At 47.6% G+C, this 18,947-nt stretch carries 16 protein-coding genes and 2 pseudogenes; 9 read left to right on the forward strand and 9 right to left on the reverse strand.

All coding sequences use genetic code 11. The features are described from left to right. Positions 1-13: 13 nt before the first annotated feature. Both K7I13_RS04905 and K7I13_RS04910 read right to left on the reverse strand, forming a co-directional pair. Positions 14-3,310 (reverse strand): beta strand repeat-containing protein, encoded by a 3,297-nt coding sequence (locus K7I13_RS04905; RefSeq protein ID WP_255948456.1) that lies wholly within the window; start codon positions 3,308-3,310, stop codon positions 14-16. Positions 3,311-3,335: 25 nt separating this feature from the next. Then, complete coding sequence (locus K7I13_RS04910) at positions 3,336-3,887, reverse strand: hypothetical protein (RefSeq protein ID WP_255948458.1); 552 nt, start codon at positions 3,885-3,887, stop codon at positions 3,336-3,338. A gap of 238 nt (positions 3,888-4,125) precedes the next feature. Between K7I13_RS04910 and K7I13_RS04915 the strand changes: the two are divergent. The 3 genes and pseudogenes from K7I13_RS04915 (at position 4,126) to cyaB (ending at position 7,830) form a co-directional block, all read left to right on the forward strand. After that, positions 4,126-5,330 (forward strand): annotated as a pseudogene (locus K7I13_RS04915) (FprA family A-type flavoprotein). Positions 5,331-5,601: 271 nt separating this feature from the next. Further along, complete coding sequence (gene gpmI / locus K7I13_RS04920) at positions 5,602-7,260, forward strand: 2,3-bisphosphoglycerate-independent phosphoglycerate mutase (protein ID WP_255948460.1); 1,659 nt, start codon at positions 5,602-5,604, stop codon at positions 7,258-7,260. 24 nt (positions 7,261-7,284) lie between these two features. After that, entirely contained in the window at positions 7,285-7,830 is a 546-nt protein-coding gene (cyaB, locus tag K7I13_RS04925) for a class IV adenylate cyclase (RefSeq protein WP_255948463.1), read from the forward strand. 109 nt (positions 7,831-7,939) lie between these two features. Here the strand turns inward: cyaB and K7I13_RS04930 are convergent. Further along, positions 7,940-9,254 (reverse strand): annotated as a pseudogene (locus K7I13_RS04930) (MFS transporter). Between the two features lie 46 nt (positions 9,255-9,300). Here K7I13_RS04930 and K7I13_RS04935 point away from each other — a divergent pair. Then, on the forward strand, positions 9,301-10,104 hold the full coding sequence (locus tag K7I13_RS04935) for a glycerophosphodiester phosphodiesterase (RefSeq protein WP_255948465.1): 804 nt from the start codon (positions 9,301-9,303) through the stop codon (positions 10,102-10,104). A gap of 382 nt (positions 10,105-10,486) precedes the next feature. Here the strand turns inward: K7I13_RS04935 and K7I13_RS04940 are convergent, their stop codons facing one another. The 4 genes from K7I13_RS04940 to K7I13_RS04955 form a co-directional block, all read right to left on the reverse strand. Continuing rightward, entirely contained in the window at positions 10,487-11,185 is a 699-nt protein-coding gene (locus K7I13_RS04940) for a regulatory protein RecX (RefSeq protein ID WP_255948466.1), read from the reverse strand. Next, the gene (rpsI, locus tag K7I13_RS04945; protein ID WP_255949226.1) at positions 11,139-11,513 is read right to left on the reverse strand and encodes a 30S ribosomal protein S9; all 375 of its coding nucleotides are present in this window, start codon (positions 11,511-11,513) and stop codon (positions 11,139-11,141) included. The genes K7I13_RS04940 and rpsI overlap by 47 nt, the downstream gene beginning before the upstream one ends. A gap of 33 nt (positions 11,514-11,546) precedes the next feature. Continuing rightward, positions 11,547-11,975 carry a 50S ribosomal protein L13 gene (gene rplM, locus K7I13_RS04950; protein ID WP_255948467.1) on the reverse strand — a complete coding sequence of 143 codons (429 nt, stop codon included), beginning with the start codon at positions 11,973-11,975 and terminating at the stop codon, positions 11,547-11,549. Between the two features lie 168 nt (positions 11,976-12,143). After that, on the reverse strand, positions 12,144-12,392 hold the full coding sequence (locus tag K7I13_RS04955) for a hypothetical protein (RefSeq protein WP_255948468.1): 249 nt from the start codon (positions 12,390-12,392) through the stop codon (positions 12,144-12,146). A gap of 333 nt (positions 12,393-12,725) precedes the next feature. Between K7I13_RS04955 and K7I13_RS04960 the strand changes: the two genes are divergently transcribed. Both K7I13_RS04960 and K7I13_RS04965 read left to right on the forward strand, forming a co-directional pair. Then, positions 12,726-13,439, forward strand: a complete 714-nt coding sequence (locus K7I13_RS04960) for an AzlC family ABC transporter permease (RefSeq protein WP_255948469.1) — start codon at positions 12,726-12,728, stop codon at positions 13,437-13,439. Continuing rightward, complete coding sequence (locus K7I13_RS04965; protein WP_255948470.1) at positions 13,436-13,759, forward strand: branched-chain amino acid transporter permease; 324 nt, start codon at positions 13,436-13,438, stop codon at positions 13,757-13,759. Before K7I13_RS04960 ends, K7I13_RS04965 begins: the two co-directional genes overlap by 4 nt. Positions 13,760-13,869: 110 nt before the next feature. Here the strand turns inward: K7I13_RS04965 and K7I13_RS04970 are convergent, their stop codons facing one another. Then, on the reverse strand, positions 13,870-14,655 hold the full coding sequence (locus K7I13_RS04970; protein ID WP_255948471.1) for a hypothetical protein: 786 nt from the start codon (positions 14,653-14,655) through the stop codon (positions 13,870-13,872). Positions 14,656-14,983: 328 nt separating this feature from the next. Next, complete coding sequence (locus K7I13_RS04975) at positions 14,984-15,400, reverse strand: hypothetical protein (RefSeq protein WP_255948472.1); 417 nt, start codon at positions 15,398-15,400, stop codon at positions 14,984-14,986. Between the two features lie 426 nt (positions 15,401-15,826). Here K7I13_RS04975 and K7I13_RS04980 point away from each other — a divergent pair, with 426 nt between their 5' ends. From K7I13_RS04980 to K7I13_RS04990, 3 genes are read left to right on the forward strand one after another with little or no spacing between them, the layout of a single operon-like run. Continuing rightward, on the forward strand, positions 15,827-16,954 hold the full coding sequence (locus K7I13_RS04980; RefSeq protein ID WP_255948473.1) for an ABC transporter ATP-binding protein: 1,128 nt from the start codon (positions 15,827-15,829) through the stop codon (positions 16,952-16,954). Next, positions 16,951-17,910 carry an ABC transporter permease gene (locus K7I13_RS04985; protein WP_255948474.1) on the forward strand — a complete coding sequence of 320 codons (960 nt, stop codon included), beginning with the start codon at positions 16,951-16,953 and terminating at the stop codon, positions 17,908-17,910. Before K7I13_RS04980 ends, K7I13_RS04985 begins: the two co-directional genes overlap by 4 nt. Further along, positions 17,907-18,794, forward strand: coding sequence for an ABC transporter permease (locus K7I13_RS04990; protein WP_255948476.1), 888 nt, complete (start codon positions 17,907-17,909; stop codon positions 18,792-18,794). The genes K7I13_RS04985 and K7I13_RS04990 overlap by 4 nt, the downstream gene beginning before the upstream one ends. The last annotated feature ends 153 nt before the right edge of the window (positions 18,795-18,947 follow it).

Below are 18,947 nucleotides of genomic sequence, written 5' to 3' on the forward strand. Positions count from 1 at the left end.
CGGACGCCTGAAACTAAAATTCGATTTCAATACCGCCTGAACCTGCGATTACCGTTATTGTCGCGATACTGCTGGTCACCGGTACGATTTTTGTACCACTGACCGAATTATTGGTATTCGTTACCACGCAGTAATAATAGGTCGTTCCCGTTGCGGTCGTCGGGACCGTGTAGGAAGAAGAATTTGTCCCAACCGTGGTACCGTTTGAAGTACTGTTTGTGGTATTGCTGTACCACTGATAGCTCAGGGTTCCGCCGTCGGTGACATTGGCCGTTACTGACAGTGTTTTCGTACTGTTAATATTGACCGAGGTGTCGCTGGCCGGCTGGGCCGAAATATTCGGGGTCTGGGCATTCACGAGCGCGGTTACTACAACCGCGGCAGTATTACTGGTCGCAGTCGCTTCCGTATTACCATTCACTGAATTATTGGTGTTTGTTACCACACAGTAGTAATAGGTGGTCCCCGCGGCTGCCGTGGACGGGCTGTATGAGGCGGAGGTAGCGCCGGAAAGGAGACTTCCGCCTGAATTGCTGTTCGAGGCATTGCTGTACCACTGATAGGTCAGCGTCCCGGAATCCGATCTTGTTGCGGAAACACTCAGGGTTACCGAACCTCCCGCGTTAACCGTAGCGCCGACCGGCTGGGTGCCGATTACCGGGGTCGCGGCATTCACGAGCGCGTCTACAACTACAGTGGCAGTATTACTGGTCGCAGTCGCTGTCGTGTTACCGTTCACCGAATTATTGGTATTTGTTACCACACAGTAGTAATAGGTGGTCCCCGCGGCTGCCGTGGACGGACTGTATGATGAAGAATTGGTTCCCACCATGGTTCCGCCCGAATTCGCATTCGTTATGTTGCTGTACCACTGATAACTCAGGGTTCCCTCATCTGTCTTTGTTGCGCCGACATTCAGGGTTACTGAACCGCCGACATTAACCGTAGCGCCGGCCGGCTGGGTGCCGATTACCGGAGTCACGGCGTTCCGTATTACGGTAATTCCAGCTATTGAAGAGGTTATGGTCGCCGTTTTGGTCCCGTTTACTGTATTGTCAGTATTTTTCACAATACAATAGTAATAAGCAGTCCCCTGGACAGTTGTCGGAACTGTATAAGAAGAAGATGTCGCTCCTGAAATTTCAGCGGCGCCGGAGGTACTGTTTGATGTGTTGCTGAACCACTGATAGGTAAGTGAACCGGAAGCTGTCGCAGCAACAGAGAGATGCTTGACAGCATTGAGGGCCACATTGGTGTCAGTTTGGGGCTGTGTTGTAATTGCCGGGGCTTCCGCGCTCCGCACTACGGTAACCGAGACCGCATTTGATGTAGCCTGAGCATTCTGCTCGCCGTTTACCGAGGAATTGGTATTCGTTATCACACAGTAGTAATAAACAGTCCCCTGGGCGGTTGTCGGCGCGTTATAGGTAGCCGCAGTTGCTCCGGAAATAATGTTTCCGTTTGAATTCGAGTCCGCAGCATTGCTGAACCACTGATAACCCAGGGTTCCGCCGTCGGTGACGCTTGCGGTCACTGAAACGGGACGGGTCGCGTATTCACCATAATTTACCGATACATTTGCAGGCTGGGCTGAAATTGCCGGGGTTTGGGCATTGGTCAGCGTATTTACCGTTACCGTGGCTGTATTGCTGGCAGCAGCAGCCGTTGTGGTACCTGTAACCGAATTATTGGTATTTGTTACTACACAGTAATAATATGTGGTCCCGACCGAAGCGGTAGACGGGCTGTATGAGGCGGAGGTCGCCCCACCGACAGAGTTGCCGCCCGAATTGCTGTTCGATGTATTGCTGTACCACTGATAGCTCAGGGTTCCGCCGTCGGTCGATTCAGCTTCCACTTCAAGCGTAACAAGGACGTCAGGATTTACAGTTGTTGTCACCTGCGGCTGTCCGGTTATCCGGGGCGCCGCAGCGTTGGCGGGAGCGGTTACAGCAACAGTCACTTCATTACTTTGTTTGGATTTTGTCTGAACGCCGTTTACCGAATCGTTTGTATTTGTCACGATACAATAATAACTGGCCGTATCCGGCGCAGCTGTCTCAACAACGTATGAATTTCCTGTGGCGCCGTTAATTACCGAGCCGTTTTTGTACCATTGATAGGTAATGACTCCGCTGTCAGGCGAATTTGCCGCTATTGTCAGGGTAACCGCCGGGTCGCCGACTGTAACAGAATCGCCGGACGGCTGGGTCGTGATTGCAGGTTCCGCCGCGTTCCGCACCACGGAAACTGCTGCCGCGTTTGATGTGACGCTGGCGTTTTTTTCACCGGTTACCGAATTATTGGTATTTGTTATCACGCAATAGTAATACCTGGTACCCTGATCAACTGTCGGCGCGCTATACGCAGCCGCGGTCGCGCCGGAAATAATACTTCCGCCCGAATTCGAGTCCGTTGTATTGCTGTACCACTGATAACCCAGGGTTCCGCCGTCAGAGACGCTCGCGGTCACTGAAACGGGACGGGTTATATACTCGCCGTAGCCCACGGTATCATCCTGGGGCTGAGAGGAAATTGTCGGGGTTTCGGCGTTAACCAGATTATTCACCGAGACCTTTGCTGTATCTGTGGCCGCTGTCACAATCTTGTTTCCGGAGACTCCATTATTGGTATTGGTCACAATACAGTAATAATAAAAGTCACTTGGCGTCAAAGTAGACGGACTGTATGAAGAAGCGGTCGCGCCGATGATAATGGCTCCGCCAACATTACTGTCTGTTAAACTGTAGTACCACTGATAGGTAAGTATTCCGCCGTCCGCGACTGAGGCAGTAACGGACAGGTCTGCCGGAGCGCCTACACTTACGGTCACGCCCTGGGGCTGTCCGCTGATTGACGGCGTGGCGGCGTCGACAATGGAAGAACTTACCGTTACACACGCCGCGTTACAGCTAACAGAAGCCGTTTTGTTTCCGCTGACGGTGTCATCGGTGTTGGTGACTACGCAATAATAGTAGAATGTTCCCGCCGTATGCGTGGGAACAGTATAGGTAGATCCGGTAGCGCCGGAAATTTTCGTACCGCCTGAGGTCGCGTTTTCCGTGTGGCTGTACCACTGATAGGAAAGTGTTCCGCTGCCGGTACATTCCGCATCCACGCTGAGTATGTGAACAGCGTTTTCATTCACATTTGCCGCTGACGGATGAGATGTAATATTCGGAGTCGGGGCATGGACCGTCGCTTTTGATCCTCCTGAAGATTTCAGGAAATCACTGAAAAAGGGATTACTGCAGGATGCCAGCAAAACTGCGCAGAAGGCCAGGCATCCTAATAAAATTTTTCTATTCATATAAAACATCCTTTATACCAAAAAATTATAAGCGATAACCGGCGCCCGCGCCGATTCCCCAGAAGTATGGATAACCGAAGCGCAGATAGGCTTCAGCAAAAATATTTCCGAAAAAATACCTGAATCCGGCGTTAAGACCGCCAAGGAAATAGGCTTTTGTTTGTTCGTCACTCCAGGCAATTGTCGATCCGAGCGCGGCTTCGGCAAAAAGTCCGGAATCGGGAGCAGCCTGAACGCGCAAAAGATACCAGCGGAAGGTAGCCCCTACTTCAATTGAATTAAGGTCCGAAAAATTCATCGAAAAAAGGGCTTTTATACCGGCCGCGGCCCGTCCGATCGGCATAAAATCGGGAAGCATGTAACTGCCCGCGAAACCGATACCCATGGCATAGCCTTCGGCTGAATTCATATTCGCTTCAATAATCGCACCGAGAGAGATTCCCAGTATATTCCTGGAACCGGAAGAGGATTCCGCACCCGAGGGCGCCGCTCCTGATATTTCATTATCATTTTCCTGAGCAATAACCATTGATGTCACAAACATTACTAATAACACAATTGCGAATAGCTTTTTCATCCCAGAAAGCCTCCATTTATAATATGCGGCGGTATCATTTAAATAAATTCCGCTCATTTTCAGTATACAATGGTTTTTAAAATACCGGGAAAAAATTTTCTGTCATATAACAAAAAGTAACAATGTAAACAGGAATTTTCATGAAATTTTGCCGTATGGAGCCAAAGGGTTTCAAATTCCGCCCAAAATCGGTACATTATTATAGAGAAAAAATACCAGTATAACAGGAGAAATTTTTATGAAGGCAATTTCCATCGCGGAAGGTGTGTACAGTATCCACGCCGAGCTTACAACGGACGTTTTTTTTGAGGGTTTCTGGCGGATTCCTACCGGAATTACGCTTAACTCCTATCTGGTCAGGGGAGAAAAGACGGCTCTTATTGAACTGGCGAAAAACTGTGATAATTCGATAGCGCATTATGAAGAACAGCTTGCCTCGATAGGTTCTTCCCTTGAACAAATAGACTTCCTTATTCTGAACCATCTGGAACCTGATCATACGGACTTTTTAAATGAATTCCGCAAAAAAAACGGCAGGGCCGAGATCATTTCAACACCAAAGGGCATTGCCTTTGTCCGCAATTTCTTCAATATAAATGAAAATCTCCGGGAAGTTAAAAACGGGGACACGCTGGACCTCGGAAAGGGGAAAATCCTGACTTTTTTTGAAACGCCCAACATACACTGGCCCGAAACAATGATGACCTATGATATAAATGAAAAAATCCTGTTCAGCTGCGACGCTTTCGGGTCCTACGGGACCCTTGGAGAGAGGGTTTTTGATGATGAATTTTCCGCCGAGGAACATGCCTGTTTTGAGAAGGAATCGCTCCGCTATTATGCCAATATTGTTTCCAGTTTCAGCACCTTCGTAAAAAAAGCCATTGAAAAACTGGGAAATACTGAAATAAAGACCATAGCTCCAAGCCATGGAATGATCTGGAGGAGAAATCCTGCTGAAATTGTCAGCCGGTACGCAAAATATGCGGGTTACAACACAGGCGGCCCCTGTGAAAAAGAAATCTGCATTATATGGGGATCGATGTACGGTTATACCAAACAGGGACTCGACGCGGTTATAGAAGGTATTAAGGAAGAAGGCGTCCCGTACACTATCCACCGCATTCCTGATACCGATTCCTCATTCATACTCGCGGACGCCTACAGGGCAGAGGGACTTGTTCTCGCGATGCCTACCTATGAGTATAAAATGTTTCCTCCCATGGCCCAGATCCTCGATCTTTTCGGACGCAAGCATTTCACAGGTAAAAAGGCCCTCCGTATCGGGAGCTGGGCTGGGTCGGCGGAGCGAAAAAGGAATATGACGAAACAATTGCCGATTTCAAATGGACAAGTGTGGAATCCTCTGAATGGCAGGGTATACCCAGCGCGGAAGATATTGCGCTTTTAAAGGAGCGGGGAAGGAATTGGCCAGGCTTGTAAAGGGCTGATCCCCGAAATCGGCGGCTTCCGGCAAAATTGCCGCGTACTTTATAGAAGAAACTCGTATAATTTTCTCATTTCAGACTGTATTTATATGAGCCCGTATTGCTGAAATAGTGCAAAAAGTATAGATTAAAACCGGTTTTTTAATGACAGAAGATATAAATGTTCCTGTCTTCATCAGGAATGACGGGAATTCCGATTCTACATATTTGTCAGGCAAGGAAGTATAATAAAGCTGCCTGACAAATCTAAATTTATGGAGAATAGTATGCTTAAGGCGCTTGAAAAAAATGAAAAATGGCAGGGACGGCGAGGCCCGCTTGTTCTGGTAATTATGGACGGAGTCGGTTACGGAAAATACCGCGAAGGAGATGCGGTACAGGAATCGCATATGGAAGCGCTGGAGAATTTCAGCAAAACCTGCCCGCTTGCAAAACTCAAGGCTCACGGAACGGCAGTAGGACTGCCCTCGGATGATGATATGGGCAACAGCGAAGTGGGTCATAATGCCATGGGCTGCGGACGGGTTTTTGCCCAGGGAGCCAAGCTGGTTTCGGATTCCATTGATTCGGGATTCATGTTTGAGGGAGAAACCTGGAAAAAACTGATTGAAAACGCAAAGAAAAACAACGCTACGCTGCATTTTATCGGACTTTTTTCTGACGGAAATGTCCATTCGCACATAGATCATCTGAAAGCAATGCTTACCCGGGCGGAAAAGGAAGGTATCAAACGCGCGCGTATCCATACTCTCCTGGACGGCAGAGACGTCGGCGAAACAAGCGCCCTCGAATATATTGATCCTTTTGAGCTTTTTCTTGAAGATTTGAATGCAAAAGGCGTAGATTACCGCATCGGTTCGGGCGGCGGACGAATGTATATTACAATGGACCGCTACGGCGCGGACTGGTCCATGGTTGAACGGGGGTGGAAGGTCCATGTTCTCGGTGAGGGCAGGCAGTTTGCCTCAGCCAGGGAAGCTGTTGAAAGCTGGCGCAGGGAAATTCCCGGTATTATTGACCAGGATATGAAGGAATTTGTAATTGCCGAAAACGGCAAGCCGATAGGGACTATCGAGGACGGCGATTCGGTTATTTATTTTAACTTCCGCGGCGACCGGGCCCTGGAAATTACGGCTGCCTTTGAAAGCCCGGAATATTTTGAAAAATTTGACCGCATACGGGTCCCAAAAGTTGAATACGCGGGAATGATGGAATATGACGGCGACCTGCATATTCCTTCCCAGTATCTTGTTACGCCTCCGGCCATAGACCGGACAGTCGGTGAATATTTATGCGCTTCGGGCGTACGCCAGCTTGCCATCAGTGAAACCCAGAAATATGGGCATGTTACCTATTTTTTCAATGGCAACCGGCTGGGAAAATTCGATGAAAATCTCGAAACCTATGTTGAAATAAAAAGCGATGTACTGCCCTTTGAACAGCGGCCATGGATGAAATGCGCGGAAATTACCGATTATGTACTGGACGCGGTAAAATCCGGCGAATATGACTTTATCCGGCTTAACTATCCGAACGGCGATATGGTCGGACATACAGGAGTATACCAGGCCGTTATCTGTTCAATGGAAGGAATGGACCTGCAGCTTGCCCGCCTTAAAAAAGCGGTGGCGGCGGCGGGCGGTATTATGCTCATTACAGCCGATCACGGAAACGCGGATGATATGTTTGAACATGATAAAAAAACCGGGGACGTTTCGCGGAAAGCCGACGGAACGCCCAGAGCCAAAACCAGCCATTCGCTTAATCCGGTTCCCTGTATTGTTTTTGACCCTGAATCAAAGGACGAATACAGCAGGGACCTTAAAACAGGACTTGGTATTTCATCCATTGGGGCCACCTGTATCGAGCTTCTCGGGCTTAAGGCCCCGGAAGGATATGACCCTTCAGTGCTGAATTTCAGCTGAATTCTGTTGTAAGCGGGCTGTACTGTGACGGAAATCGAAATAAAGGCTCATGTTACCGATCCCGATATTACCGAACAGACAATCAGGTCATTAGCGGAATTCAGCCGCGAAAGCCGGAAACGCGATGTATACTGGGTATGCAACTCCGGTTCGCCGGTAAAAATCCGGATACGGGAAGAAAATGACTGCATTACGGTAACGTATAAGCGCAAGGAAATACGGGACAGTATAGAAATAAATGACGAGCAGGAATTTGCCGTAAGCGACCGGCGAGCCTTTGAAACGCTGATAACCGATCTTGGGTTTTCCATTTCTTCCGAAAAGGAGAAAATTACCCGCAGTTTCTGTTATAAAACCGGGGATGGACCGACGGTGACCATTGAACTTTCACTGGTTGCCGGACTCGGCTGGTTTATCGAGCTTGAAATTCTCGCCGAATCTCCCGGCGAACAGGAAATAAGCCGGGACCGGAATATACTCAGAGAACTGCTCGGACGCTGCGGGATCCCGCGGGAAGCTATTGAACCCCGGTTTTATACTGAAATGCTTGGCGAGGTTTCCGGAAGCTGAAATACACAGACTTCCGGGGACCAATAAAATACCCCGCCGCAAAGCGGCGGAGTATTAACCCTCGCCACGAATAAAAGCCCCGGAGAAACCCGCGACCCTTTTCCCGTTCCTATGCCGCCGCAGTTTCGGCGGGCGGATCATTCCTCTCGCCGCTCTTAACAAAGCCCATAGTAATAAAGGCAAGAAGAAAAAGACACAGCAGAAAATAAACATTGAAGGAAAACCGGCGGCGTCAATGACAACACCGGCGCAGGCCGGGGCAACGACCGCCGCGAGCTGAGAGAATGTATAATAAAGGCCGGTATACACACCAATATTTCCAAAATGGGCCATCTGCCAGAGCATGGGAAATGAATTGGTGACAACGGCAATCCAGAAAATACCGTACAGGAACATCAGGCCCCAGAAAACATATTTCAAACCGGCCGTTGAAAGTCCTGTCACTCTTCCGAAAGGCTGGAGGAAAAACGCGGCCCCGGTGGCACAGGCAATGACAATGAGGGAAATCCGGATTATCCGCTTTCGGCCCCATTTATTTGCCGCGTAGCCCATTGGAATGGCTGCCAGCACCGATGCGATTACAACCATACCCATGGAGAGCGCCCCCTGCCCCATCGATAAATCAAATGTTTTTATTGTAAAATCCGTCAGATAGGGCATAACGCCCTGATAACCGGTAAACCACAAAAAAAGACTGATAAGGACCCAGAAGGAACTTTTATCCTCAGCGCGGAAAACCTGCAGAAAACTTCTGAAAAAAGGCTCTTTCCGTTCTTCCGGCTCGGCAGATGCCGGGCTGTTTTTATTTTCCCGGACAAAGATAAGCAGCATGATAACCGCGAGAATAACAAAGGCGGATGCGGCCGGAAAAGCCAGTCTGTTTTTTGTCGGACCGAGAACCGGCAATATGATATTTACGTCCATGAGCCGGGCAAGAAAGAGAGTACTCACAAGAGCGGCAATATTTCCCATTGTATTGATAACACCGTTTGCCTGCGAACGGTATTCGCCCGGAATGGTGTCCGGCATCAGGGCCACAACCGGGCCTCGGGCCGATTGTTTGAAAATATTCAAAAGAATAAGCACTATCATCAGGGCCGCAAGGAATATTCGGCGGCATAGGGGATCAGTGCAAAGAAAACAGCGGAAACAGGCAGCAGAACCGCTATCCAGGGCATCCGTCTGCCAAGGGGCGTTCTTGTCCGGTCTGACCAGATTGAAACTATCGGAATGAGAAACAGCGCAAAGACATTATCAAGCGCCATTATCGCGCCTACGAGCGCTTTTTTTGAAATATAATTCCCCAGAAAAATTTCCACATAGCTGTCATACAAGGGATCCATCATTCCTACGGTAAAAAAGCCAAAACCAATCAAAAATGTTATAGGAACATATTTTCTAAAGCCTTTTTTGTCAGTTTCCACATTATACTCCTGTTTTTTTTAGAATTTCATGGTAATATGTATCAGGATGAAACGCAACAAAAAAAATGCACCTGTGCTTCCTGAAGGCTGGCCTGTTTTTTTTGCTCACAGGGGAGCCTCAACACTTGCGCCGGAAAACACGCTGGCTGCCTTTATAAAGGCGAAGGAACTGGGCGCAAAAGGAATCGAGCTTGATGTCCGGCTATGCAAAACCGGGGAAATTGTGGTTACCCATGACCGCTGGCTTGACCGGGTTGCCGGCATTCACCGGCGTGTTGAAGATCTGACCTACGCAGAGCTCTGTGAAATTGATGTCGGCTCATTTTTTAACCGTCTGTACCCTGACCTGGCGAATCCGGCTTTTTCGAAAGAACGGATACCTACGCTTGAAATGGTTTTTGAAGCTGTCGGCAGGGATATTTTCTTTGATATTGAGCTGAAAACCGCCAAGCCCTTTGATCATTCACTGGGTATTGCCGTTTCACTTTGCCTCAAGCGTCACAGCCGGATTAATTGCATCATTTCGTCGTTTGATCCGCTTTCCCTCATTTCATACCGGAAATACGGGAAGGAGACGACCGCGATAATTTACGGCCCGTATAAAAGTATTCCATTTTTCTTCCGGCACCGGGAAGGGCTTTTTCTCTCGGGAGCGGCCATAAAGAAGCCGGCATGGGAGACCGTTTTGTATTCCCAGTATCACGAGCGCGGACGGCGGCCTGTTCTCACCTGGACTGTCGATTCCCGTGAAACGGCCGGGCAGCTGTTTGCCTGCGGCGCCCGGAGCGTTATTACCAACCGCATACAGGATTTTATAGTTCCTGAAGAAAACACGCAGGAAAATAAATGATGTGTGCTGTATCTTTTATTTCTGTTTTTTTATCTGCTTTCCGTCAGTAAATTCGGCGAAGTATTCCTCTTCGCCATTATCATTATATCTTTTCCACTCTCCGTGTTTTTTATTCGAGGCGAGGGTTTAATACCCCAGACCGAAGGGTTGCCTGCTCTGTGGCGAGGTATTTTATTATCTCTAAAATTACCTTCCTGCCACAACGTTCCATTCTCTTTAAAAAACAGCCATTTCCCTTCAGACTTTTCATTACTATATTTTCCTTCCGCCTTTACTTGTCCGCTTTTTTAGTAATAGGTCAGGATATCCCCGTTTATCTCTGAGACTTTTTGCCCGTTTTTATATATATCATCTTTGTTCATTTTTTCTCCCCGGAACGGAATCAGTTCAGATTCTCCGTCCTGGTATGTTCAAGACACTGTGTAATTGTTTTAAGGGAAAAGCCCTTCCTCAGCAGGGAACGCTTGATTTGAAGCTGATCGGAAGTCCGACGCAGCAGTTTTTCAGTCTCCCTCAGACACCCGTCTTTTTCATCTGACGGCGAAAAGTATTGATCGAGAACGACTTCCGCGTCTTCCCGGGGAACGCCCCGGGATATAAGACCATAATACAGCTTCTGTCTGCCCTCGTTCCGGTGAATAAGCCTGTTTTTTATCCAGGCTTCGGCAAACCGCTTATTATCGATGAGCGCGCGGGATTCAAGATAATCAAGGGCAGGGCTGATTTCGTCCGGGATATAATTTTTTTTCCTCAGTTTCAGTTCGAGCTGGCGGCGGGAATGTTCGGAGCGGGAGAGATAAGCAAGTGCAGTGCGTTCGGCAAGATATATCCGCCCGCAAATGAACAGATTCTCCGCATTTTCGGGAGACAGGGAAAGCTGGGAGAAATTACTGTTTTCAGCGTTCAGGATTTTCCACAAAGCCGGAATAGCTTCAAGATATTCATCCCGGACAAAAAAAAACGAACCATCCGTCAGGGATATTTTAAAAATATCCGGGGAGGTCCGTTCTGCGTTCCGTATGATAACAGCCGAATTAACGTTTGCTGAACTGGAATCTTCTGCGGGCACCGCGCTGGCCATATTTTTTGCGTTCAACCATGCGTGAATCGCGGGTCAGCAGGCCGTTCGCCTTTAAAGAAGAACGGTTTCCGGCGTCAACCTGGGCAAGGGCCCGCGCAATTCCATGACTGCAGGCGCCGGCCTGGCCGTTCAACCCGCCGCCGTACACAGTGACAACAATGTCGAATTTTGTATCGCTGGCGGTAACCATCAGGGGCTGCCTCGCGATCTGTACCTGTTCCGGTGTTGCGAAATATTCGTTTATTTCCTTGTCATTAACAAGGAGCTTACCGTTGCCTTCGCGTACATAAACGCGGGCCACGGCCGTTTTACGTCTTCCTGTTCCCATTCCAATATTCTTAACCACGATTTTTGCTCCTCATTATACTTCCAGAACCTGCGGATTCTGGGCTGCGTGGGGGTGTTCCGAACCTGCATATACCTTAACATTGGTCAGCAGTTTTCTGCCGAGATGGCCCTTGGGCAGCATTCCTTTTACCGCATTAAGGATGGGTTCCGCCGGGTGCCGCTGGACAAGCTTGTTATAAGTTATTGAGCGGAGTCCTCCGGAGAAACCGGTATGATGATGATAGAGTTTATCTTCCGGCTTGTTTCCGGTGAGAAGAACCTTGTCTGCATTAATAATTACTACATAATCACCTGTCTCCTGATGGGGAGCGTAGGTGACCTTATGCTTTCCTCTCAGCATACAGGCGGCCTTTGCAGCAACACGGCCAAGCGGCTTATTTTCTGCGTCAATAACAAACCATGAACGGGGCGCCTCATACTCTTTTACAAAAAGTGTCTTCATTTATATTACCTTACTCAAAATAAATCTGTAATCAGTATATGCATACTGTTTTCGCAGATAATGTGGGATGTTCATTCTATAGAAAAATAAAAACCTGTGTCAAGCCCGGTAACTTCCGGAACAGAACAAAAATTCCGGATTTCCCCATGGAGTGACAGCCCGGTATTTTTATTCAGGCTTTGTTTCGTTCGCCTGTATTGCTTTTTCCTCTTTTTTTGCCTCAGCCTTGTCTTTTAAATCGGCTATTCCTATAAATATCGCGACGAGTCCGATAAAGGCAGCCAGAATCGGCAGACAGCCCCGGAGGAACAGCAGAATATCGGCTCCCCAGCCAAGTCCGAATCCCACAAGCTCCGGCGGAAGGGCTGCAAAAACGGTAAAAGCTATAAGGATAATTCCAACCAGTAAAGCTACCATACGTACATTCCTCCATGAAGTTGTATCACTTCAAAAATACAAGAATAAACCGCGGCTTTTTTTCAAAAGTCAGAGCGGGTAAAAACCAAAAAGCAATGATATTCCCGTTTATTCGCGGCGAGGGTTTAACACCCCGCCGCTCTGCGTCGTTTTCCCATAAAAACCTATACCAAACGTTAGTTTATATAGGGTCCATGGTATTAAACCTGAGGCCAATTTCACGGGAGAACAAAATACCACACTGCTCTGCGGCGGGACATTTCGTTCTTATATTTAAGTTTCGCATAATTATCGGGGATGGTCAACTGAAAGAGGATTTTATATACTTGCAGAATGAATTCTTCTCCAGTTTCTTCAGAAAAAAAACAGACAGCCCTTTCCGTTTTGAGAATGGCTTTCCCGTTTACGGTTCCTGTGCTGTTCGGGTATCTGGCCATCGGCATACCCTTCGGGCTCACACTGACAAAGGCGGGGTATCCGTGGTGGCTTGCGCCGATAATGAGCCTCACTATGTATGCCGGAGCCGGACAGTATATTGCAATCGGCCTTTTTACGGCGGGAGTACCGCTATCGGGGATGCTTATCACCATGCTGATGGTAAATATCCGTCATATTGTATACGGCGTTTCACTTATTGAAAAATTCAAAACAGCTGGAAAATGGAAGCCCTATCTCATTTTCGCCCTTACCGATGAAACCTATGCGCTCCTGACCGGAGTTAAACCGCCTGAAATAAGTAATCAGGGCGATTTTTATGGTGCGATCGCCCTGCTCGATCAATCCTACTGGGTAATAGGCAGTACAGTCGGTGCTCTCGCAGGGACCCTGATTCCGTTTTCCTTTGAGGGTATCGATTTTGCCCTTACATCCCTCTTTACGGTGCTTTTAATAGACCAGCTCCGCCGGACCCGGGATATACTCCCGGTCGCGATCGGTTTTGTATGCGCTGTTCTGGCGCTGATTTTTGCCGGACCGGAAAACATGCTTATTATCGCCCTTGTGTCCGCCCTGGCCGTTCTGGCCCTTTTCAGGGGGAGGTCAAAATGATTTCACTGTCCCAGGCCCTGATCGCCACCTTTCTGTTTGCCCTCATTATCTTTTTAACCAGGGCCTTCCCCTTTTTGCTTTTTTCCCGCAGGGAGCCTCCGGCGCTTATCCGTTTTATCGAGCAGTTTATCCCGCCGATGGTAATGGCTGTTCTTGTCATTTACTGCCTGAAGGATGTCCAGTGGGCGGTTTACCCTTCAGGGATCAGAGAGCTTATCGCGCTCGCGGCGGTTGTGGTTCTTCATTTATGGAAAAACAACGCCATGCTTTCGATTTTCGGGAGTACCATAATATACATGGTACTGAAACATCTGCTATAGAAAGCAGTCTCCGGGCCTGAACCTCCGAATTCGGGAACAGGGACTCCTGATAAAAAAGGCCGCAAACGGATCAGCGTTTACGGCCTTTTTCTGAATTCCGGCTGCGTTTTTTATTTGTCGGCCATGTAGGCGGTTGTACCGACAAAAACCATTATAGCATTCGCAGGCGCGACTACGGTGCTGTCTGCTATATATTCATTACTGCCGGTATATCTGATGGATATACTGTAGGTACTTACTCCGACAGTATAGGTATTGCTGTTATAAACAGTCAGCCCGTCAAAGTCGGCGGAGGTCATTGTCAGAGCATAATCATCTTCCAGCGTTTCTTTGAGCCAATCAAGGGACGCCAGGGTGGCGGAGGTCATCAGAACCGATGAACCGGCCGGGCTGGCGCTGGTGGTAATTGTAAGGACATTGCCGGACGGGGGCGCCGGAAACCCGCCAAGACCATAGTTAATCCAGGGAACAGCGCTCCAGAGTTTATAGCCGGAGGGATTCTCAAAAACCGAAACGTCCAGCGTATTCCTGCTGCCATCATACGCTACGGTAAATACCCGCGGATTGAAGTTATCGGTGAATTCCCTTTCAGCGCTGGCGGTCCCTTCCTGGGTGAAAAAATCCGTACCCTTTGCTGTTTTTATCTTCGCGATGTAGGAATCATACGACTGCTGCGTAAAGCCGCTCATTATAACTTCGATGCCGTCTGTCCTGCTGACCGATTTTATTGTTCCGTTATCAGGCCGGGGCATTCCGCCGGAAATTCCCCACTGACCCCAGGTAATGGCCGAGGGCCATTCCGGTTCGTTTTCTTCATCACCCATTTTGCAGCCCGCTGCAGTCAGAACAAGTACGGCGGCGCATATAGCTAAAAATGCGGTTGTGTGTGTTTTCATAACAGTTTCTTCTCCTTCAAAATTAAATATCTAATTTTATATTACTTATTTATATACAATACAGCGGCGGAATTCAATTTTCAGAGGAAATATTCCGGAATAAACTGTTTTATCCGGTAAAAATGCGGGACTTCGCCGTACGCTGAAACCCGGGGTCTCTTTTGCGCCGGTATAAATAAAAAAGGCGCATTCTCTCTTCTAGCGTACACTTTTCAGTGTGCAGAAGGGAAAAGCGCCTTTTATGATTTTTTGAGGCCTCTCAGGGCCACAGTCCCGCAGCCTTCAAACGGCAGCGGGACATAAAATCTCCTGAAATTTCAGGTATTGATCAGCTGAACCTCTTGTTCACCGCCATGATTGAACCCAGAACCATCAGGTGGGATGAAAGCGTACTCAGATATGACCAGATGTTGAAGGTATTAAAGAATGATCCGCTGCTCCTGATCGGCGCAATAATGTCAACCAGAATGATATACACTGCCCACAGAATGATGAAGATGAACAGAATCAGATCCGTAACAGGGATCGGCAGAGAGAAGAGCTCCAGAAGAAGGAACAATCCCGCAATGATTGCACATACCGAGAATACAATAGCCAGGATGTTTGATAAATCTCCGCGTCCGAAAATTTCCTTTATGAGTCTGGTAAACTCATTTGAATCCTTTGACAGCCCAAGAATACCGTTAACAAACAGGTAGAGAGCCACCGAAACCTGCAAAATTATCAGGCCAATACTCCTTTTCATACTTATGTCCTCCTAAAATTTATGGGTCGCGTACCCCTTTCTATGTTATACAGCCATTTCCGGATTTTTGCAAATAAAGTTTTTAAAAACCGGGAAAAACTTTTATGTAAAAAATAAAATACTCCGCCGCAGAGCGGAGTATTTTTCTCTCCCGTGGAATTGGTCTCGGGTTTAATACCCTGGAACCTACAAAAACTAACGTTTTTATAGGTTATTATAAAAACCACCGCAGAGCAGGCAGACCTACGGTCTGGGGTATTAAACCCTCGCCTCGAATAACAGGATTGCGGCAATTGATACATTTTTTTTTCAAATATACCCTGATAAACCTTGACATAATCGAATAAATGGAAGAAAGTCAGTTTCAGACACTTAAAAATTCGTTTTTAAGGAAAATTCAGCCTTCCAGGAGGGCAGGGAAAAAGATTGAAAGGGTGCGATGTTTCAATTGAACACGTGTCAAAATCCTTTGGGAATTTTCACGCACTTGATGATACAAACATCAAAATAAATAAGGGCGAGTTTTTTTCGCTTTTGGGACCTTCGGGATGCGGTAAAACAACGCTGCTCCGTATTATTGCAGGGTTTGAAACACCGGATTCCGGAGTTGTAGCTTTTGATGGAAAAAATGTTATAGGTATTGATCCCAACAAACGCCAGTCAAATACGGTATTTCAGAGTTATGCGCTTTTTCCTCATTTATCAGTATATGAGAATGTCGCTTTCCCCCTGAAAATAAGGAAACTCCCGAAACCCGAAGTTGACAGAAAGGTGAGGGATTACCTGCGGCTTGTGCAGCTCGACGCCCATATTGATAAAAAACCGAACCAGCTTTCAGGCGGGCAAAAACAGCGGGTAGCCATTGCGCGCGCTCTGATAAATGAACCCAGTGTACTGCTTCTGGATGAGCCGCTTTCCGCCCTGGACGCAAAGCTGCGCTCGAATCTGCTTGTGGAACTGGATAATCTTCATGACAAGATCGGCATTACTTTTATTTATGTAACGCATGACCAGAGTGAAGCCCTTTCGGTTTCAGACAGGATTGCCGTTATGAACCAGGGAAAGGTTCTGCAGATCGGAACGCCGTTTGAAATTTATGAAAGTCCTGCCACGGAATTCGTCGCAAAGTTTATCGGTGAAACTAATCTCTTTGCCTCCAAGGTAGTGGACTGCCAGAAATATAAAGAAGATGAATATATGGTAACTCTGGATGTTCCCGAACTGGGCAAACAGATTAAGGTTACCGATTATGATGAAACTCAGCCGGGCCAGCAGGTCAGTTTTACGGTGCGGCCCGAAAAAATACGCATTACTCTGGAAGAACCGACCAAACCCGGCAAGGAGATCAACGTATTCAAGGGAATTGTTGCCGAACCGGTTTATTCGGGGTTCCAGTCGAAATTTTATGTGCAGCTTGAAAATGGAACTATTCTGAAAGTGTTCAAACAGCATCAGAACTACCTTGAGGACGGTCCCGAAATCGAATGGAAAGACACCGTATATGTTTCGTGGAGTGCGAACGACGGATACATTGTTGAGGTAATCAATCAATGAGCCGCATACGGCCCCTGCAGGGCCGGAATTACGGCCCTGCATACAGTTACCCAATGGGACTGTGGTTTACCCTCTTTTTTGTGTTTCCCCTCGCCATTATTGTGGTTTACAGCTTTCTGCATAAGGGCGTGCATGGCGGTGTGGAATGGACTGTAACCCTGAAAGATTATCTACCGCTGTCTTTCCAGAACATAAAGCAGCTTATAGGGGACATTTTCAGCCAGTTTACCCTGAAGGCCTATCAGCAGATGTTCAGCGCGAGTTACGGCCGTCTTTTTGTACGGACCCTGTGGGTAACGTTCCTTGCTACTTTCTTTTGCATACTCATCGCGCTTCCGTGCGGATACGCAATGGCTCGCAGCAAACACCAGACGCTGCTTCTCTTTCTTATTATTATTCCGTTCTGGACCAATTCCCTTATCAGGATAAACGCATGGATAGCTATCCTCGGCAACGAAGGCTTTATCAATGAAACCCTGAAAAAAATAGGCCTGATTAAGGACAGCCTGCCCCTGCTGTATAATCAGAGGGCAGTCGTACTGGTACTGATATATATGTATCTTCCCTACGCTATTCTGCCTATTTTTACTTCGATGGACAAATTCGATTTTTCCCTGCTTGAGGCGGCCCGGGACCTCGGCGCTTCAAAGGCCCAGTCAATGATCAGGATCCTGCTGCCCAATGTGCGCACCGGCATCATAACGGCTGTTATTTTTACCTTTATCCCGATTTTCGGGGCGTACACAGTGCCCCTCCTTGTCGGAGGAAAAGATTCCTATATGATCGGGAATGTAATTGTCGACCAGGTCACCAAGATACGGAACTGGCCGCTGGCATCGGCTTTTTCCATGGTTATTACTGTAGTAAGTACAATCGGTGTTCTGTGGATGATGCGGAGCAGCGCCGAGGACGCGGCCCGCTTGAAACAGACAGGCAAACAGGAGACTGCGGTATGAGCAGCGTTAATCAGGGCGGTTTATATCATCAGCTTTTATCCCGGTTTTCTAAAAAGAGGCCGTCTTCGGAACCCGCGCGGCATGCCAGACGCGCGCTTCAGAATAAAAACAGGATATCATTTTCTAACACGGTAATGATATTGAGTATCCTGTTTCTGTTTTTGCCGCTGACAGTAATCGTCTTTTATTCGTTTAATAAGGCAAAGGGAATGGTCTGGACCGGCTTTTCCCTGGACTGGTATGAGAAACTCTTCTTTGATTCTTCAAAACTGTGGACATCGTTCAGGAACAGTTTTATTATTGCCTTTTCTTCGGCCTTTCTGGCCACTGTTATAGGTACGCTGGCAGCGATAGGCATAAACTGGTACCGTTTTAAAGGGCGCCTGTATATCCAGACAACCAGTTTTCTGCCCATGGTGCTTCCCGAAGTTATCATAGGTATTTCAATGCTGATTTTCTTTTCGGCAATAAATATTCCCCTCGGGATGGGAACTATTTTTATAGCGCATACCACCTTTTGTCTGCCCTTTGTTTTTCTGCTGGTGCTGGCGCGTCTTGATGAATTTGATTTTTCCATTATCGAGGCGGCCCACGACCTGGGTGCGACGGAACGGCAAACCCTTTTCAAAATTATACTGCCGGCAATAATGCCGGGAATTCTTTCCGCCTTTATGATGTCGGTGACAATGTCTCTTGAAGACTTTGTCATTACCTTTTTTGTTTCCGGGCCGGGATCAACCACGCTGCCGCTGTATGTTTTCTCGATGGTCAGATATGGGGTTTCTCCCGTTATAAACGCCCTGTCCCTTGTTATGATTCTGGGAACAATGCTTATAGCGTTTCTTCTCCGGAATTTCCTTAAAAGTATTGCTGCATCAAAGTAATGCATAGTCAAATAATCTAAATTATTTGACTATTTCCGATTGTACGTGTTTCTGATATAAAAAATTAGCCAATTCTTTATATCAGAAACTTATCTTAAAGGAGTATAACACTTTTCCTTACCCCTGATAAAATCATGCGCGACAGGCATGTTT

This window comes from Brucepastera parasyntrophica (assembly GCF_022376835.1).
Classification (GTDB): domain Bacteria; phylum Spirochaetota; class Spirochaetia; order Treponematales; family Treponemataceae; genus Brucepastera; species Brucepastera parasyntrophica.

What these genes read in the sequence shown, in the direction of transcription:
- K7I13_RS04955 (WP_255948468.1), bottom strand. Translation starts at nt 12,392, where the DNA reads ATGGTAGCTTTACTGGTTGGAATTATCCTTATAGCTTTTACCGTTTTT.
- K7I13_RS04975 (WP_255948472.1), bottom strand. Translation starts at nt 15,400, where the DNA reads ATGAAAAGGAGTATTGGCCTGATAATTTTGCAGGTTTCGGTGGCTCTC.
- rplM (WP_255948467.1), bottom strand. Translation starts at nt 11,975, where the DNA reads ATGAAGACACTTTTTGTAAAAGAGTATGAGGCGCCCCGTTCATGGTTT.
- rpsI (WP_255949226.1), bottom strand. Translation starts at nt 11,513, where the DNA reads ATGGGAACAGGAAGACGTAAAACGGCCGTGGCCCGCGTTTATGTACGC.
- K7I13_RS04935 (WP_255948465.1), top strand. Translation starts at nt 9,301, where the DNA reads ATGAAACGCAACAAAAAAAATGCACCTGTGCTTCCTGAAGGCTGGCCT.
- gpmI (WP_255948460.1), top strand. Translation starts at nt 5,602, where the DNA reads ATGCTTAAGGCGCTTGAAAAAAATGAAAAATGGCAGGGACGGCGAGGC.
- K7I13_RS04970 (WP_255948471.1), bottom strand. Translation starts at nt 14,655, where the DNA reads ATGAAAACACACACAACCGCATTTTTAGCTATATGCGCCGCCGTACTT.
- K7I13_RS04910 (WP_255948458.1), bottom strand. Translation starts at nt 3,887, where the DNA reads ATGAAAAAGCTATTCGCAATTGTGTTATTAGTAATGTTTGTGACATCA.
- K7I13_RS04990 (WP_255948476.1), top strand. Translation starts at nt 17,907, where the DNA reads ATGAGCAGCGTTAATCAGGGCGGTTTATATCATCAGCTTTTATCCCGG.
- K7I13_RS04960 (WP_255948469.1), top strand. Translation starts at nt 12,726, where the DNA reads ATGAATTCTTCTCCAGTTTCTTCAGAAAAAAAACAGACAGCCCTTTCC.
- K7I13_RS04985 (WP_255948474.1), top strand. Translation starts at nt 16,951, where the DNA reads ATGAGCCGCATACGGCCCCTGCAGGGCCGGAATTACGGCCCTGCATAC.
- K7I13_RS04905 (WP_255948456.1), bottom strand. Translation starts at nt 3,310, where the DNA reads ATGAATAGAAAAATTTTATTAGGATGCCTGGCCTTCTGCGCAGTTTTG.
- K7I13_RS04940 (WP_255948466.1), bottom strand. Translation starts at nt 11,185, where the DNA reads ATGGCCAGCGCGGTGCCCGCAGAAGATTCCAGTTCAGCAAACGTTAAT.
- K7I13_RS04965 (WP_255948470.1), top strand. Translation starts at nt 13,436, where the DNA reads ATGATTTCACTGTCCCAGGCCCTGATCGCCACCTTTCTGTTTGCCCTC.